Raw genomic sequence first — 16,081 nt, forward strand, 5'->3', positions numbered from 1 at the left:
TCCTTTGCAAGAGCCTCGGCGGCGGCTCGAGCCTCGGCTTTCTTGCGGGCATCATAGTCGGCGAGCGCTTTGTCGACTTTCTTGCTCAGCGCCACCAGATCTTCTTTTGACATTGATTGTAGATCGAGTTGCTGGGTCATTGGTTTCTCCAAATTGGGATCGGTCCTATGTCGCCGGAATGAAGTCTGACTGCAAGTCGCGAAAATGTGACTGTGATCGCAAGATCTGGATTGCGCTTGATGCTGACCTACTGCCTCAGCGGCTTTTTGATGATATCAAGGCGATGAAAGGGACAAAATGAGCTGTGTGTTTTGGAAGTCTTCGGGAAAATGGACAATCAGGAGGATAGGTAAACATGGAAAGGATGGCTTATCCCATCCATATCGCGACGCTGAAGGAAAGTCGGACTCCGAGGGCCGCATGTTAAAGAGGCAGACAGGCACCGCAAATCGGGCAGGGATAGCTGTGATTTTGGAACGGGCCGTCATGGGCTCCGGGGCCGTTCCCTTTGTGCTTGCAGCTATCAAATGTTTGCACTTGGGTAAAGAAGTGGAGGCGCTGCACGGCCGCGCTTGATCTGAATTAGGACAAGCGCGGGCCGCCTAATGCCAGGCTATTCGCAGTGAACCGCGGCGCTGAGACCCATGGTGATTTCGGCGCTTACTGTGTCGGGCGCGACCTCTCGCCGGAAAGTCCCGCCGAGCGCCGAGAGCATGCGTTCGCACATGCGGGTTCCGAAGCCGTCTTCTGATCCGGGACAAGGCCTCGACTCGAAGCGTCCACTTTCCTGCCAGCTGACCTCGAGACGTTCCCCATGGACCCTGGAACGGACGGTGAGCGACCCGCCTTCTTGCCCAAGCGCGCCATACTTCACCGAGTTCGTGCAGAGTTCGTAGAACACGAATGCGAGGGGCGTCAGGGCCCTGTCCGAGAGAAGGATGTCCGCTCCTTCCAGAACGAGGTGGTCGGCTCGGAAGGGTTTGACGATCACGCTCACCAATTCGCTCAGAGGCACGCCGGAGCGCCTCGGCACGAGGGGATCGCTGACGGCAAGGGATTGTGCCGAGTAGAGAGCCACAAGCCGATCCTTCATCACCGTTGCGAGCTCCTGTGCCGTCTCGACACCGCGCGCGCAGACACTGATCAAGCCGCTGGCGATGGCGAAACTGTTGCCGACCCGGTGGCGCATCTCGGCAAGAAGGATCCGTTGCTGCTCCTCAACCTGCTTTCGCAGGCTGATGTCTCGCGCAATCTTTGAGGCCGCGACAATGCTTCCAGCCGCGTCCTTGACGGGAGAGATGGTCAGAGACAGGTCGACGAGGCTTCCGTTCTTGCGGCGCCGGACCGTCTCGAAATGCTCAATCCGCTCACCAAGTTTCAGGCGCCGGATGATGTCGACCTCTTCGTGTAAGCGATCTTCCGGGATGATCATCGTGATGGGCCGACCGATTGCTTCATCCGCGGTATAGCCAAAGAGTCGCTCTGCGCTTGGATTCCAGCTCATGATGCGGCCATCGAGATGCTTGGTGACGATGGCATCGTAGGATCCCTCGACGATCGCGGCGAAATGGCTCTCGAGGGCACCCTCGAGCGGTTGGACGCTCTTCTGTGGCTTCATCATCGCGGAATCACCCTCAAGTTGTTCTTCGGTGGACATATTTCACTCCGGGCGCAATCTTGGATAAGGATGGGTTTCGGTCCAAGTTGAAACTCTTGGCCTCTTCCCAAGATACTGACGGACTCCATGGTCAAGTAGGTTCGGCTTCGGGGTCCTCCTCGATGTAGAAGGCGGCGTCGGTCTCGAGGCGCAGTGTGCCATAGCGGTCGCGCCTGAAGGTGCCGAGGCTCGTGACGACATGGTCATCCGCACTGTCCACTATCAGGACATGAGCACCATGCCAGACATGCCCTTTGGGGCCGTGGACAATGACAAAATCATTCATGGCGCCCGGGTCCTTCTCAGATCAGTCTTTGGCAGCCTGCAGGTTGCAAGGCAAAGCCATTATTTCACCGTCGCGACCGTCATTCATCATCACGCTGGACTTCGGCACGGCGATGATGTGACCGTGATGGCATCCCGGCAATTGAGCGATTCCTCAATGGGACCGCGGCGGGCAATCTTTCTATCACCTTTGCGCTGGACCGCACCGATTACACGAGAAATGTCTTTCAGAACTCTTTTCGATATTCTCCGTAGGCCGCCTGCTTGGTTGCGAAGATCTCCGGCATCCACGGGGTCGGAAACTTCCGAGCTAGTCGCGACCGACGGCGTTGCGGATGCGAACGCCGCTGAATTGCGGGCCTCTCACATACACTCCGACGAGGCCTCCGTGCAGATCTCCGCGCAGGTGACTGGGTATCAGGGTGAGGAAGCCGCTTCTCCGGTTGGTCGGGTCGTCGGTGACCCTGAGTCGACGCTGCAGGCTTGGCGCCGGGATCTGGCTATCGTCGACGGTATGGATGTGATGCGCTGGGAAGGTGGGGTGCCCGAGCTGGACGCGTTGCGCGCCGTGATCGATCTGCTGCAGGCACGACGGGTCACACCGCATATCGTTCTGTCCCTTGACGTCTGTCGGACGCCGTTTGGCGCGGAGGGGGACCTGCGTGCGTTTCGCCGCCTTCTGGCCCGTGACGTGAACATCGATCTCTGCCCGTCGAACAAGACAGTCGCGGCATGGGTGATCGAGCTTGCGGGCGATTTGGAGGCGCCGATCGTGTCAAACGATCCTTACCACGCTTGGCCAAACGCTCGCGATTTTCCACGGCTGTACACTATGCCGTAAAATCGCGACGAACCCGCGCTTACCTACTCCATTCGGGGCCTGAATAGAGCGGCCCCAGGAGTTTCAACCCTCAACCGATACCCTCAGTTCCACCGCGTTGGTGTGTGCACCGCGTTGCGCGCCGGATTGCCGCTATGCGACCGACAGTTCGGCAAGAAATAGCGTCTTCGATGCTAATGTGAACAAACAGCAAGAAGCTAGCCGAACCATCTCCTGCACAGCCTTGTTGGTCTGACAGGAGGACCAAAACCATGAAAAAGTATCTTTATATCACTGCTATCGCTCTTCCCATCGTGACAGGTTCGGCCTGGGCCCAAGAAACGACCATCCAGCCAACGGACCAAGCCCCTGACGCTGGCGCAGACGAAAGGCTTTCGGCCTCCGGACGGGCTTAAGGCGCATCTGCGGAGCTACCAGGCCTATGGCGCCGCCTGGATGGGCAGCCTGCTTGAGGCCGGGTTCGGCGGCGTCCTGGCGGATGACATGGGGCTGGGCAAGACGGTGCAGACACTCGCTCTGCTGCAGGCGCGGCGCGAGGCCGGCGTTGCGGGCCCGGCGCTGCTGATCGTGCCCACCAGCTTGCTCTACGGCTGGCAAGCGCAGGCGGCAGAGTTCACGCCCGACCTGCGCCTCGTTGTCCTTCATGGCCCGGCCCGCGCGGACTCGCGCGACGAGGCGCTTCGGGCCGATCTGGTCCTGACCACTTATCCACTTCTGGCGCGCGACCGCGATTGGCTGGCCGGACAGGATTGGCCGCTGGTCATCCTGGACGAAGCCCAGACCCTGAAGAACCCTGCCTCGCAGATGGCCAAGACCCTGCGGGAGATCCCGGCCAAGGGACGACTGGCGCTGACCGGCACGCCGCTGGAGAACTCGCTGCAGGATCTCTGGACCCTGATCGACTGGGTGAACCCCGGCCTCCTGGGAGACCGGACGCGCTTCCAGGCGCTGTTCCGAACGCCGATTGAAAAGCACGGCGATGCCGAGGCGCAAGCCCGGCTGAACCGCCGCCTGCGCCCGTTTCTTTTGCGGCGCACCAAGGAAGAGGTCGCATCCGAACTGCCGCCGAAGACCGAGATCCTGGAGCGTGTCGATCTGCCCAAACCGCAACAGGCGCTCTATGAAACGGTGCGTAGCGCCATGGACGTGCGGGTGCGGGAAGCCATCGCCAGCCGCGGGCTGGCGGCCGCGCGGATTACGGTTCTGGATGCGCTGCTGAAGCTGCGGCAAGTGTGTTGCGATCCCGCTCTGGTTAAGACTGCGGCCGCCCGCTCCGTCACTGAAAGCGCCAAACGGGCGCGGCTGCACGCTCTGGTGAGCGAACTGGTGGCGGAGGGCCGGCGGGTGTTGGTGTTCTCGCAATTCGTCGAGATGTTGCGCCTGATCGAAGCCGACCTGACCGGAGCCGGAATTCCCACTCTGTCACTGACCGGTCAGACGCGAGACCGGGCCGAAGTGCTCGGGGCTTTTGCGCGCGGCGATGCGCCGGTTTTCCTGCTCAGTCTCAAGGCGGGTGGCGTCGGGCTGACGCTGACCGAGGCCGATACGGTGATCCTCTACGATCCATGGTGGAACCCGGCGGTGGAACGCCAGGCCATGGACCGCACCCACCGGATCGGCCAGACAAAACCTGTCTTTGTCCATCGCCTCGTCGCTGCCGGGACGGTCGAAGAGAAGATCCTCGACATGCAGGCCAGAAAACAGGCGCTGGCCGACGCGCTGTTCGATGATAAGGCCAACGCCGCGGAAGCCCTGCTAGACGAAGCCACATTGCAGGATCTGTTTGCACCATTGGCGACATGACAAAGGCGGCGGCCAACTGCTACTGCAGAGAGAGCATCACCTCCAGCTTACCTCCGGCGGCAGTGGGCTGACGCCAGCCGGATGCACTAGCAACGAATGAGCGGCTGAGACGGGGCGAGTTTGGCTCGGACTCGCCTTGCAGGAGTACAGCATCGATCGCATGTTTCAGAGCGGACCACGATCCTGAATTTCGCGATAAGCCCCCGGGGCACAGACTAACGAAATGGCGCTTGAGCGAATCTGGGACAGGGTAGGGCGCACAGCACGTCAATCGGCGGCTCCGGCCTTCGTCGCTGCTCCGCGCAGTATTGGCCGGGCGCTGCGCGACTTTTGTTTGGCAGGATGGCCGGGCGGAGAACCAAGCTAGCCGAAGGGTCTTACTTGGTCGTTTCGCCTCAGTTCGTAGTTACCGGACGAGGAACGGGCTAAGCGAAACTCCGTTCGATGTCGGGCGCCTCCCAGGAGGCGCCCTGAAAGTCAGACGACTTGGTCCACGAGCCTCGCGCCCTCGACGTTTATCTTCACCGAAGCGATGCCCGCTTCGCGCGCTGGCTCACTGCTGTAGGCTTCGCTGGTGCCGATGACTTGGCCATTGCTGGCCTTGAGATTGAACATGGGCTTGCCGGACGACGTGGCCTTGCGCTCGTAGCGCTCATCGAGCGGCGCGTTTCGACGAACCGACCCGATGCCATTCTCCGCACTGGCCTTTTGCTTGTATCCCTCGCTGACGAGGATGATTTCCCCGTTGCCCGCTTTCAAGCGGAACCGGAATTCACCGGCCTTGTCCTTGTAAAGCTCGAACGTTCCAGCCATTTCTCCAAATTCCTCGTTACATCTTTCGGTGCACCCATCGTGCAGCCAGTGCTGTCCGGTTGGCAAGTCATTGGTAAAACTGCAGGCGTGGGCGTTTAATCGCTGGCGACGTTTGAGGCTGAGACCATCGGCAAGGCCGTCCTGGGGGCGGTCTCGAGGGCTCCAAGAAGGGTGGGCGCGGCGCCCTTCGCGGCCACGTCCCGGCGGCGGCCGAAGCGGACGGGGGCGACGGATTTGGCGAAGTTTGAGGAGGCCGATGGGGATGTGCCGCAGGAGGAAAGCGCGGAGGTCTAGGTAGCCTTTTCCCCGAGCGGCCGATCCTTCTGTCCTCACGGCCCACCACCGGGCCTGAAAGACGATCTTTGGCCCTGAAAAAATGTACCTGCCGCGAGGACGGCATGAATTTTGTCATCGGGTCCGCGAAGTCGAGGCCGGAAGCCCCAGCCCTCGAGCTTCGCTTCTCAGCCGATGAAGGCTGAACCCGGTGACAGGGCCCATCGCTGCCTGCAAGCACCTTCCGCATCCGCTCGATGAGGTTTGGCGTTACTCCTCGCTCTCAACTGCCGGGTAGGCGCTCTCTGCCACCCCAGCCGGCCGTGGCGGAACGTCGATCCAGGCTTCGCCGCTGGCCACGATGCAGGCGAGCCCATCGGGATGGACGGCAAGGATCGTCCAGTTGCCCTCCTCAGCTGCGCGCCAGACTTCCAGCATGCGCGTTGCAGATTGAAGTCCACGCCCGACAAGCGCTTCGTCGTAGGTGCTCTCGAGCGTTTCGGTGATGCTCTCGTGGAGCCCGCAGACCATCTGGGCCGATGCCGGCGGTCCGGCCGCAGCCAGTCCAAACGTCAGGCTGAGACTTATCAAACGTTTCCACATGATCTTCTCCTTCCCATTCCCGGGGTCGGAGAACTCAAGGGCAACGACCCCAGCTCCAAGTTGCGTCATATATATGGTGTCTGAACACTGCGATTACACCGAGATATGCCGAAGTTTTGATCCGCTGCAGGAAAAACGGTCTTTGTTGTGCACGTCCCATTCAGGTGATCGCGTCGGCAATAATCGGCTAAGTCGTCAGATGTTTGTCGATGGCCTGGGCGACGACGTCAGGCATCGGGTCAATATCAGGCCGTCAGACCCTAGCTGTCGGGCGCAGGTCAGCTCTGAGGTGCGTGGCCACAATCCAGGGGTCTGCGTTGTGTGCATCAAAAAATACTTTGCTGCAGGTCGTCAGTTGTATGTATCAATTCCATATTTGATGCACACGAGCGAAACACAGGTACAAGATGGATCCGATATCGCACTCTCGAGCCGCCCAGGTGGCGTATCAGGACTTGCTGCGCATGCATCTCGACGCGGCGGCGTCGGAGATCATCGGCAGTATCGAGGAGCGTCGCCGCAACGGGCGGACCTACCTCTATGACCGGTTCCGGATCGGGACCGAGATGAAGAGCCGCTATCTCGGCGAGGATAGTCCAGAGTTGCGCGATCGCCTGGCACGCGCTGCCGACTTGAAAGCAGAGGCGCAAGAGCGAAAAAAACGCATGTCGCGTCTGGCGCGCGTTCTAAGGGCCGAAGGCATGATCGGAACCGATCGGGAGACAGGCTCATTGCTCCTGGCGTTCGCGCGCGCGGGCGTCTTCCGGCTTGGCGGTACGTTGATCGGGACCGGAGCCTATGGGCTTTATCAGGGGGAACTTGGCGTTCGCTTTGACTCTGACGAACTTGCCCAGACAGGGGACATCGATTTCGCGAGCTTCGAGCGGCTCTCAGTGGCACTGGGCGACCGAGTGGAGGAAGAGCCGGGGGACATTCTGCGGTCGATGAAATTCGAAGCTGTCCCTGGGGTTTATGATCGGCAGATCTGGAAGTGGCGTCAAAGCGGCGGCGAAGCCATGGTCGAGTTCCTGACACCGGCTTTCGGCGACGAGGGCATCAAGCCGCTTCCGGCATTGGGGGTCAGCGCACAAGCGTTGAACTACCTCAATTTCCTGATCGCGGAGCCAATTCACGCCCTGGCACTCTACCGTTCCGGAGTCCTTGTGCAGATCCCGCGCCCCGAGCGATTTGCAATCCACAAGCTGATCGTGGCCAGCAGGCGGCACGGCGGGCCGGACGAGGCGAAGGCGCGGAAGGACCGAGCCCAAGCTGAGTTCCTTATCCGCATTCTCGCGGAAGATCGGCCTGACGATCTCGCTGAAGCTTACGATCACGCACTGTCGCAAGGCCCCCAATGGCGGGAGCGGATCGCCTCGAGCCTTGGACGCATGTCGGGCACAAAAGACCTTTTGCACGGGCTCGTGTGAACTGGTGAGTATGGTCGCCCCGCGGATCAGGAGGTCTGCGTGACGAGGGACTTTGCCCGGTCATCTCGAGGGGCTGTCCAGAGGTGGCCACAGACCGCAAAACTCCTTAGTATATTGGTATATGGCATGCGGCGCCATCGGCCATGTAGATTTTTCTGAGGGGGTGAAAGCGCGTCGCACCGACATCGTGGGCCCGACCATTGGGCGCGGGGCGCGCCTCCAGAAACAGGGAAGTGCGCCCCGCGCTGAATGCTCCGTGAGTGGATATGCAGCATTCAAGATACAAGATAGGAGCGCGGCGCTGTTAGGACGACCATTCCGGGAAGGTTCTGGAAATGCGAGGCGAAAAGCTGCCACTCTGCGATGGCGCGTGCTACGGCAGTGGCGCCTCGCCCCTGCTCTGAAAGCGCTAGAATGATCGTTGGTGCGGACCGGGTACGGAACGAAACTTCGGTCCAGAGCTCGCGGCGCGGGGCAGACACACCCTCGGGCGGGCCGCGGCATCGTTAAATTCGTTCATGCAGCGCTTGCGTGCTTTGCGTCGCGAGGCGAACGAAGAAAGTTCATCCCGGCGGCGGGCGCCTCGACAGAAGATCGCTGCGAAGAACGTACGATTTTGCCTTCGTGTTCGGCGCTCTTTCTAGGAGTCCAAGAGTCAGAAGGGTCTGGATGGCCCGGTAGAGCGTCGCTTGAGGGATCGCGCGAACCAATGGATGCCGGCGGAGGCTTTCGGATTTCACCGTGTTGCCGGTGCGCTGGCACAGGGCGTGGGCGGCGAGCAAGACATCCCGTTCAGTCCTGCTCAGCTCGTCAATGCCCACGTCGATCTCAAGAACACGCAGCATATCTCGCAATTCGAGTATCGCGCGAAGCTTCTGGTCCTTTGCGGAACGCGGTTTGGGTTCAAATTGTGGCAGCTAGATCAAATTATTAGAAGAATGCTGCGTCAAACTTATCAAGTTGAGAACTTCTTGTCGCCTTGATTGAGATTTGCTACGGTCCTGTTGGCTTCTTCCGTGAGTGGTGTAGCCGTCTTCTATTTGAGCAGCTTCTTCCCTGGTGGTGAGAGCCGCCAGGGAAATTCCTCAATGACGCACCTGTTCTGGCAAAAGAACGAGGGCGCGGCATCTCACCGAGTTGGTGCAGAGTTCGTCACTTCGTGATCGGAACGGGGCGTTCGCTCCATCGTGGCGGGGTCGATCTCACGCATGGTCAGTTGAGCGTTCACGCGTCGAGCAGCGGGGCCCGCGCGAAACCACTTCGAAGCGGAAGCGAAGTTAAAACGAGGACGGCGCTGGCCCTCTTTCGGTACGGCGGCCTCCATTACCACCTCGATCATCTCATCGATACGATAGAGGCCGCCCGCGACGGGGAGGGGCATCTTGCGCTGCTGAAGGGCCTGACGCTTCACTTCGAGCTTTTCGGCAACATCTGCGAGACTCACCAGGTCAGGGCGGACCTCGCGCAGGACCGTGCCCGCCGGCAGCGCCGTGATCAGCGCCCGCGCGGTCTCAAGGATCACGCTCTCTGCATCGTCCCCTTCGGCTTCCAGTTCTACACCCAGCAGACCGGCATGACCGGTGCCCACGAGAGCATCCTCAAAGCCCGCTTCGAAGACGGCGTCGGACAGCGCAAATGCATCGTGCTCCCCTTCCGGGAGCGCGAAGACCAGTTCGAATTCGAATTCTTCAGCCATCGGACTTTCCTTCGTCGTTTTTCTCAAGCCTCACGCAGGCCAGAGCCTTCTGCCGGATCTTCTTCGCGAACTGCTGCGGGTTCTTGGGTGTCGACCAGACCGACATCTGGCAAAACTCGCCGCAGCGGCATTCCTTGTCATTGGCAGGGCACCGGAGGATCCCCCACGCGTGACCCTTGCCTTCGATGAGGTCCCACCCGAGCGCTTTGAGCTCTTGGATGACGGCCTCGATTTCTTTCGACGTGTGCTTCTTCCTCGGCACTGAAGATACTTTCTCCAACTAAATTGTCAAGCGACAAGATAAGCGGCGAGCGAACGCCATATCTGCACCTCATTGCCAGCCTTCTATCCGCCAGCGGAGCCTTCGGACGCGCCCCAGCGAGGTTCACGATCCAGGAGATCTGGATACAGAAGCGTAGCCCCAGATCAAGGCCGCCAGATGCTGTCCGCTTCTATTGCTCGCGGCCTCGACGCTATTCTGTCCAGCCTCAAGGGTGATGTTCCATTCGACATCAGATCAGTTTCTGATGTCTTTTAATGCATCACTAGGGGCGATTTTGTTCAGCTGATGCGCCATGGCTCCTGCACTGCCCTCAAGGCCTTTAGCCTTGCGCGCCGCGAACGTGACGCTGAATGCGCAAAAGGGGGGCGAGGTTGCTCCTCAGGAGGTACACAACCGCGTCCCTTGCGGCCTCGACCGCGGTAAACGGATGGCTTCCACGGCAAAGGCGAAATTTACTTCTCGTTCCGGACCATCCCCAAGATCGAGCCAGCCAGCACTGCAATGCCACCAATGAGCACCACCGCGATACCAAGGGGGAAGAGGATGGTTCTGGAGGAAACGAAGGTTCCGGTGATTTCGGCACCGAAGGCCAGATGGTCGGTCGCGAGCATCGCGATACCGACGCCTACTAGAAGGAACCCACCGAAGAAGACGATTTTCACCATACTATACTTCTACTTATGCTTTGTTCGACGAAATATTCTATCCAGCAAATACGAGCCTAAAAGCGGCAACCAGAAACATCTGCCGGGGACCGGTCTCGACCCTACGTCATGCAGGTCGCCATCCGCGTAGATGCACGCAAAACGTGCATGCCTGCACAATACAGTCTGCTCATGCGACAGCCTCGCGCGGAGCGTGTCGAGGGGCCGTGTAGACCTCTTTCCCAAGCTCTTACTGTCACGAACGATGCGCGCGTCTGTGACAGAAAGCTCGCCGCAATCCCCCTTCGCCCATCCTCGCGACCAGGCTGCATCACGACATTGATGCTGTGCGCGCAGTCGCGGACTTCTTCGAAACTCTGTTGAGCCCGGTGCCGCGGGAGAAACCGCCGAGCCAGCAGCCAACTCGCTCCGTCGCTATGGGACCTAGGTCGTGGCCGAGTTGTCGGGCGCGGCGCTCAGTGTCGGGATGGCCGACACATCGACGTCGCGGGTTGCATGCCAGGCGCGGCGTTAATTGGCCCCAAGCTGTAGGTGAGGGTACTCCTACCAGGATAAATTCAACGTGCGCATCGCGTCCATCGGGGCTTTGACGTCCAGCGCGCACAAGCAGGCTGCAGTGAGGGCGGCTTGCGGCGAACTATTCCATGACATAGCCGAGCGCTCGATAGCCTGCTCTTCGTTTTGCGGCCATCCTGGTCAGGACCGGGACCGAACTGTCGACATAGTCGACAACCAGCACGTCCCTCTTGTCGTCGTGACGCCGGTGCAGCCTGCCGACATATTGAGCGAGGGTGCCTTTCCAGGCGATTGGCATTGTCAGGAACAGTGTATCGAGCCGCGCGTCATCGAAGCCTTCGCCTACATAACGCCCTGTCGCGAGGATCAGCCGTTCTTCATTGTCAGGGACATTCAGTGCGGTTTGCGAAGCCTTTCTATCTCTCGCGGACATACCGCCACGGAGAACCACGATATTCTTGGCAAACTTGGCAAATCGATTTTCGAGATACTCGAGATGATCCTTGCGCTCGGTCAGCACGATTGGCGAGCGCTTGGCCTCCAAAGACTTCAGCACGTCGTCAAAGATCATATCGTTTCTGGCTCGATCTTCGGCGAGGGCGGCATATATGGCGGGCATTGATGTGCGTTCGATCATTGCGAGGGCCTCCGGCAGGCGGAATTTTGTGTGCCGCTCGCGAGCACGATGCCGAAGGCCACTTTCGGCTGCAAGCGACCTGGCGCTCACCTGATGGCGAACGGGCCCACATTGCATGAAGATGATTGGATGATGCCCGTCCTTCCGAGCAACGGTCGCTGACAATCCGGTAACATATCGCGCCTTGGCTCGTCGGGCGACAAGTTCGAAACTTGTGGCTGATAGGTGATGGCATTCATCGACGACGAGATGACCGTAGTCGGCAACCATGTCGTCAACTTCGCCTTTGCGGACCAGACTTTGGATCAGTGCTACGTCAATCACACCGGTGGGTTTGCGCTTTCCTGCGCCGACGGTGCCGATCCGCTTGGGGTCGATTTGCAGAAATGACCCAAGCCGTTCGACCCATTGACGCAGCAATTCACGCCGATGGACCAGGACCAACGTATTTCGGGCGCGGTGCGAGATCAGAGCCGCGCCGACGACCGTCTTGCCGAATGCGGTGGTCGCGGCAAGTACGCCCGTATCATGCGCGATCATGGCATCGAAGGCTTGCGACTGTGACTGGCGCAGCTCGCCGCGGAACAGCATTGCGCCAGGCAAGGGAACTCCTCCCTCCCGCAAATCGTCCAGCGCGAATGTCGCTCTGTAATCAGTCAGGAGGTCGACCACCTCATCCAGGCAGCCGCGCGGCAGGGCGACGTGTCGGGGGTGCAACTCGGCGCAAGACACAATACGAGGCTTGCCGAATGTCGGCAGACGCATCGCCTGCGCGCGGTAGAACTCGGGGTTCTGGAAGGCGGCCAGTCTTACCAGTTTGGTGGCTAGGGCTGACGGCATTCCTGAACGGGCGACATAGATTTGGTCAGCGACCGTCACCTTGATCGTTTGCAGGATGGGCGGATCCATACGTCGGAGTGAGCTGCGGCGTGACGGAGACATCTTCCAGGGCTCGTCCGCCTGTTCATCCTCCACCGGCATGCGCACGCCTAGCACTCGCCCGGAACGCTCTGCCGCGTCGACCAGCCCGGTCACCTCGGCGGCCGTCATCCTCTGCAATGAGGACAAGAAGGCCCATTGATCGTCATAGGGCAACATGTTCCTGTCTACAAAGACACTGTTGCCCAGCATGCGCGCTCCGTTTTGCAGCGGCAGAGCAATCAAGTTGCCAAAACCTCCAAGTGGCATCGTGTCCTGGTTCGGGAACAGTCGGTCATAGGAAGCAAAGCCGATCTCCGGCCGTTGATCCATGGTTTCCGTGATCAGAATAGAACCAAGTTGGCGGGCCAAACGTGCAGAGACCGGTTCGGAGAAGAAAATCCAAATGTGTCCCCCGTTTCCCGACCTCGATCGCTCGAGCGCCGCGGGTATTCCCTTCACCCGGCAGGTATCCAACATGGCAACGGCATCTTCCGCCCAAGATGCCTTGTCAAAATCCGCCGCCAGGAACCAACATGTATCGTCGGACAGCAGAGGATAGACCCCAGCCACAAAATTCGCCCCCCGTCCATCTTGGCCGCGCAGGTGCCGTTCGATCACTCCTTTTTCCGGCGCGATGAACTTCTGATTAGGGCATTCGCTGCACTTGACCCTCGGCTTTCCACAAATGCCGTTTACCCATTCATTGCTACAGGCCGGCGAATATCCCGAGCGACCGGTCTTTTTGTTTTCCCACCGCACAGGAAAGACATCGGGTCGCCCGGCGAACAGGCGCCTGAAAAGGTCTATCTTTGCATGAGGCGGCGAAGCATTGGTGACGCTGGATCTTTCAACTGAGGGGCGTTGCACCGCAGGTTCAGCAGCGAGGTGTTTCTCAAGCGCCGCCACTTCACGCTGAAGCTGCGCACGTTCGGCATCGAGCTCGACCAGACGGACGCGAACTCGGGCCAGCTCCGCCTCAATGTCGCTCTTCTCAGCCACCTGTGGTGCCCACCTAGCCTTTTCGGTTTTGCCGAGCGCAGGTCCCCGAGGGGAGAGGCTAGGCCAGCCCCATCGCAGGCGCGACCGCGGCGCGGAGAGTTCGAAGTGAAATCATGTAGGATGGGCGTGATCATGTCGAGGCAGTTGCTGGTGCGGGGGGCCTCTCTGATCAGAACGTGGTGGAGCGAAGCGGTGCGACGATCGAAACGCACGAATGTGTTGCGAAACGTTCTTGCTGGGTGCGGGGTGCAGAGGCACGTTTCCATTGCTCCGGCGCGATGCTCGATGATCACTTGTCCAGGTTGTTCAAGATCGTTCGGCATCTGCGGTCGATTTCCTGGCTGACCTGCTCGACAATTCCATGGGGACCCGCTGGCATGGCCGCAACCTCTTCGGCGGTAGCGGCGAGCTCGTCTCGCACGTGTTGTGCCAGTTGCTCGACGCGAGCAAGGGCCCTGCGCGGCGCGAGACCGCAAGCCTCGGCCTCGCGTATCCAATGGCGTCCTTCGATGTAGTCGCCCACCCGCTTGCCCCCGACGTCCAACGCCAGGTTGCGGGTGATATTCGGCCACACGCTCGCGCACATCACATCGTAAAGGGGTGCAAGGCGGACGCCGTTTGCCGACAGGAACAGCGAGTGGTTCTTGAGGTGGGCGTCGGTGTTGCAGGATAGGACATTGAACACCAGCATGTCCCACATTTGCATGACGTCCGGGCCGGCGCCCGCTTCGCGCAATCTATCCATCATGCGAGCGAAACTGCCTTTTTCTCCGCGAAACTGTGAATGTTGATACTTGGCACCGGGCGGCATCCCGAGGGCTTGGCAAAAGTCCTCCTGGTGAAGTCGGCGCAGTAGGTCCCCTTCCTGCACCCGGTCGTATCTATCCACCAGAAGATAGTCGCGCTTACCTGCCCGTCCTGTGGTGACGGAGGCCGCGGGTAGACCGAGTCGGTGCGCAAGCGTCAGGCAGAAGGCCTCATTGTGCACACTCCCCCAGAGACGGCCAGGACTGTCCGGCTTCAAGATATGGCTTGAGGGCGCGCCGTCGATCGGAATGCCGATCCGTCCGTCATCGAGCTGCCGGACGGATAGTTTTGACTGAACCCCTGCCAAGGACATCGAGACACCTTCGTCGCCGGCAAGAAACGGCTTCGCCGGTAACTCGTTCAGCACCTGTTCGAGGTCTGCGTCGGACTCAATTGGCACAACTGAATTTGCGGTGGTTCCGCGCTGCGAGAAGGATAGCGCGCCCGACGTGTCGCGACCGACTCTTTCGAGCAGGGCAAGGACATCCGTGTGCGACACGTCGAGGATGCGCGCCATCATCCGCAGGGCGCCGGCGTCTTCCGGCAGGAGATTGATCAACCACGGCGCTACGACATCCCAACCGAAGCTTTTGTCTGACAGCGGGAGTGTCGTTGATATTGGGAAGGCGCCAGGCAGCGTCAGCCATTCCGGGGCGTACCGATAGAAAGGTGAGGGGGTTGCTACCGCATCGATCGAGCCGACCAAGTGCCTTTCAAAAAAGATGTCCATAGCTCGTCAAGGCCTCGGCAAGGGCGACACGGAGGTGTTCTGGCGATCTTCGAACAGAGCCGAGCAATTTACCCCGAGGGCTTCGGCTGCGGCTAGCGACAACCCCAGGTAGCTGGTGCCTTTGCCGCGTTCGAGTTCGCTGATGAAGCGTCGATTGGCCCCGATCATTGCCGCCAGATCGTCTTGCGTGTAACCGAGCAACTTGCGGCGTTTCCGCAAGCTGGCACCGAACTGGCGCGCGAGGCGCTGCTCTGCCGATTTCAGGTCCATGTGCGTATGTTCCCGTGCGGTATCTTTTCGAGGTTAATCCCAGAAAGGTACCATACTGTAGCATTTGTACGAGGGTCAAAAGAAAGATACAAGTCGGTATCTTATTAGCGAACAGAATGGATTTGTGATCGATCGATCCCATCTGAGCCAAACAACTAGGTCTAGCGGTTCGTGAACCGGAGAGAATCAGTGATCGGCCCGCTTATAGCAGCCGCATGTTTCTCGTCACCTTCCGGACCGTGCGCGCTCCAGTATGTGGCACTATCATGAAAGAGGGCATGCCAGGGCCCGAGTCGATCTTGGGGTAAGAAGCCCACTTGTCCATTCGCTTGGGCGCGATCGGTGACTTGCAATTCGATCATGAAAACACAGGGTGAGTGAGCCGACGGCTACTCCGAGGCAATCGAACTGGCGGCGGTGGGTAGGGGCGGTACGACTATCTCTTCCGGCTCAAAGCGGGTCCTTATCTGTCGGCGTCGCAACGCCAGGGGTGCAATACATGGTGGCGCGGTTTCGACGCGTCGCAGGGTTGAAAAGGTGGCGCGGCCGGCGCTTGGCTGGTTGGGTTACCTGGTCCGGGAGGCATGGCGACGAGGCTCCAACCCGACGTCCGCTCATGGTCTCTCGATTTATTCGGTGGCATGCCTTGGTTTTTGTAGATACATAAACTACATTGAGGACATAGGATGCGGACATGATGATCGTCTGGGAAGAGCCAAAGAGGTTGGTCAATCTGGCCAAGCATGGGCTCGATTTTTCCGACTTGGACGAGGCGTTCTTTCTGTCCTCGTTGGTCGTTCCGGCGAAGGAAAACCGTCACATCGCGATCGGACGGCTTGCGGATGGAACCATCGC

Annotated in this window: 14 protein-coding genes; 4 read left to right on the forward strand and 10 right to left on the reverse strand. The window is 59.8% G+C overall.

Annotation, left to right across the window (positions count from 1 at the left end; translation table 11 throughout):
* Positions 1-613: 613 nt before the first annotated feature.
* Together ACN0Q0_RS16080 and ACN0Q0_RS16085 are read right to left on the reverse strand one after the other, a co-directional pair.
* On the reverse strand, positions 614-1,657 hold the full coding sequence (locus tag ACN0Q0_RS16080) for a PAS domain S-box protein (protein ID WP_343504763.1): 1,044 nt from the start codon (positions 1,655-1,657) through the stop codon (positions 614-616).
* Between the two features lie 91 nt (positions 1,658-1,748).
* On the reverse strand, positions 1,749-1,943 hold the full coding sequence (locus tag ACN0Q0_RS16085) for a hypothetical protein (protein ID WP_343504764.1): 195 nt from the start codon (positions 1,941-1,943) through the stop codon (positions 1,749-1,751).
* A 387-nt stretch (positions 1,944-2,330) separates the two neighbouring features.
* Here ACN0Q0_RS16085 and ACN0Q0_RS16090 point away from each other — a divergent pair, with 387 nt between their 5' ends.
* The gene (locus tag ACN0Q0_RS16090) at positions 2,331-2,783 is read left to right on the forward strand and encodes a hypothetical protein (protein ID WP_343504765.1); all 453 of its coding nucleotides are present in this window, start codon (positions 2,331-2,333) and stop codon (positions 2,781-2,783) included.
* Positions 2,784-3,185: 402 nt separating this feature from the next.
* The gene (locus tag ACN0Q0_RS16095) at positions 3,186-4,586 is read left to right on the forward strand and encodes a DEAD/DEAH box helicase (RefSeq protein WP_417244330.1); all 1,401 of its coding nucleotides are present in this window, start codon (positions 3,186-3,188) and stop codon (positions 4,584-4,586) included.
* A 477-nt stretch (positions 4,587-5,063) separates the two neighbouring features.
* Here the strand turns inward: ACN0Q0_RS16095 and ACN0Q0_RS16100 are convergent, their stop codons facing one another.
* Positions 5,064-5,399, reverse strand: a complete 336-nt coding sequence (locus tag ACN0Q0_RS16100; RefSeq protein WP_343504767.1) for a YegP family protein — start codon at positions 5,397-5,399, stop codon at positions 5,064-5,066.
* A 543-nt stretch (positions 5,400-5,942) separates the two neighbouring features.
* Positions 5,943-6,275 carry a hypothetical protein gene (locus ACN0Q0_RS16105; RefSeq protein WP_343504768.1) on the reverse strand — a complete coding sequence of 111 codons (333 nt, stop codon included), beginning with the start codon at positions 6,273-6,275 and terminating at the stop codon, positions 5,943-5,945.
* Positions 6,276-6,682: 407 nt separating this feature from the next.
* Between ACN0Q0_RS16105 and ACN0Q0_RS16110 the strand changes: the two genes are divergently transcribed.
* Complete coding sequence (locus ACN0Q0_RS16110) at positions 6,683-7,702, forward strand: GSU2403 family nucleotidyltransferase fold protein (protein WP_417244329.1); 1,020 nt, start codon at positions 6,683-6,685, stop codon at positions 7,700-7,702.
* A 689-nt stretch (positions 7,703-8,391) separates the two neighbouring features.
* Entirely contained in the window at positions 8,392-8,685 is a 294-nt protein-coding gene (locus tag ACN0Q0_RS16115) for a hypothetical protein (protein WP_343504770.1), read from the forward strand.
* 146 nt (positions 8,686-8,831) lie between these two features.
* Here the strand turns inward: ACN0Q0_RS16115 and ACN0Q0_RS16120 are convergent, their stop codons facing one another.
* The 6 genes from ACN0Q0_RS16120 to ACN0Q0_RS16145 all read right to left on the reverse strand — a co-directional run bounded on the left by ACN0Q0_RS16120 (position 8,832) and on the right by ACN0Q0_RS16145 (position 15,226).
* Entirely contained in the window at positions 8,832-9,398 is a 567-nt protein-coding gene (locus ACN0Q0_RS16120) for a hypothetical protein (RefSeq protein WP_343504771.1), read from the reverse strand.
* Entirely contained in the window at positions 9,391-9,660 is a 270-nt protein-coding gene (locus tag ACN0Q0_RS16125; RefSeq protein ID WP_343504772.1) for a hypothetical protein, read from the reverse strand. Before ACN0Q0_RS16125 ends, ACN0Q0_RS16120 begins: the two co-directional genes overlap by 8 nt.
* A gap of 473 nt (positions 9,661-10,133) precedes the next feature.
* On the reverse strand, positions 10,134-10,346 hold the full coding sequence (locus ACN0Q0_RS16130; RefSeq protein ID WP_343504773.1) for a hypothetical protein: 213 nt from the start codon (positions 10,344-10,346) through the stop codon (positions 10,134-10,136).
* Between the two features lie 637 nt (positions 10,347-10,983).
* A complete protein-coding gene (locus tag ACN0Q0_RS16135; protein WP_343504774.1) occupies positions 10,984-13,419 on the reverse strand; it encodes a TOTE conflict system archaeo-eukaryotic primase domain-containing protein in 2,436 nt (811 codons plus the stop codon).
* Between the two features lie 289 nt (positions 13,420-13,708).
* Positions 13,709-14,956: a type II toxin-antitoxin system HipA family toxin gene (locus ACN0Q0_RS16140; protein WP_343504775.1), complete on the reverse strand. Its 1,248-nt coding sequence runs from the start codon at positions 14,954-14,956 to the stop codon at positions 13,709-13,711.
* 6 nt (positions 14,957-14,962) lie between these two features.
* Complete coding sequence (locus tag ACN0Q0_RS16145) at positions 14,963-15,226, reverse strand: helix-turn-helix domain-containing protein (protein ID WP_343504776.1); 264 nt, start codon at positions 15,224-15,226, stop codon at positions 14,963-14,965.
* Between the last annotated feature and the right edge of the window lie 855 nt (positions 15,227-16,081).

The sequence above is a fragment of the Celeribacter sp. genome (genome assembly GCF_048259695.1).
Taxonomy (GTDB): Bacteria; Pseudomonadota; Alphaproteobacteria; order Rhodobacterales; family Rhodobacteraceae; genus Celeribacter.